Annotated in this window: 1 protein-coding gene; it reads left to right on the top strand. The window is 65.2% G+C overall.

Annotated features, from left to right (window positions below; translation table 11 throughout):
- Window positions 1-43: 43 nt before the first annotated feature.
- Window positions 44-1,255, top strand: a 1,212-nt coding sequence (locus EJO66_RS32445) for a methyl-accepting chemotaxis protein (protein ID WP_125967293.1), incomplete at its 3' end; no start/stop codon positions are given.

Raw genomic sequence — 1,255 nt, forward strand, 5'->3', positions numbered from 1 at the left:
CATCGAGAAGGTCGTCTGACATGACGCGCACGGAGCAATCGACATGAAGAACCTCAAGATCGGCACGCGCCTGGGCATCGGTTTTGCGCTGGTGCTGGCACTCATGGCGTGCATCGCGGGCATCGGTGTTTTCCGTCTGCAGGGCGTGGGCGACGCGGTGCAGGAGATGGTGCAGCGCTCGCTCGTGAAGGAGCGCCTGGCCGCGAACTGGCTGCTCAACACCAGCAGCAACAGCGTGCGCACCTTCGCGCTGGTCAAGAGCAACGATGCGGAAGTACAGGCCTACCTGCAGAAGCAGATGAGCAAGACCAGCGCGGGCATCTCCGAGACGCAGGCCAAGCTCGAGGCCATGCTGGATTCGTCCGAGGAGCAGGCGATCAGCGCCGACATCAAGGAAAAGCGCAGCCAGTACGTGGGCCTGCGCAACACCATCCTCAAGCTCAAGGCCGAAGGCAAGCAGGACGAGGCGGCAGCGCTCACCAACGACAAGCTGGTGCCGATGCTCGAGGTCTATGACGCGAGCATCCGCGGCATGCTGACGCACCAGGCCGAGCGGATCGACAAGGCCGCGGAGGCCGTTCACGGGCTCAATCGCGCAGGCCGCGCCAACGTGATCGTGCTGGCCGTGCTTGCGCTGCTGCTCGGAGGCGTGCTGGCATGGCTCCTGACGCGCAGCATCACGCGTCCGCTGAACGAGGCCGTGCGCGTAGCGCAGACGGTGGCGGACGGCGATCTCACCAGCCGCATCGAATCGTCGTCCCGCGACGAGACGGGCCAGCTGATGCTGGCATTGAAGAACATGAATGCGAGCCTGGCCACCGTGGTGAGCGGCGTGCGCCAGGGCACCGACGCCATCGCCACGGCTTCGGGCGAGATTGCCGCGGGCAACCAGGACCTGTCGTCGCGCACCGAGGAGCAGGCCAGTTCGCTGGAGCAGACCGCCGCCTCGATGGAAGAGCTCACGAGCACCGTCAAGCAGAACGCCGACAACGCACGCCAAGCCAACCAGCTGGCCTTGTCTGCTTCCGAAGTGGCGGTCAAGGGTGGCAGCGTGGTGGGCCAAGTGGTCGACACCATGGCCTCGATCAATGCCTCGTCCAAGAAGATCGTGGACATCATCGGCGTGATCGACGGGATTGCGTTCCAGACCAACATCCTGGCGCTGAACGCGGCGGTGGAAGCGGCGCGTGCAGGTGAACAGGGCCGTGGCTTCGCGGTGGTGGCCTCCGAGGTGAGAAGCCTCGCGCAGCGTTCA

The sequence above is a fragment of the Variovorax beijingensis genome, assembly GCF_003951285.1.
Lineage (GTDB): Bacteria > Pseudomonadota > Gammaproteobacteria > Burkholderiales > Burkholderiaceae_C > Variovorax > Variovorax beijingensis.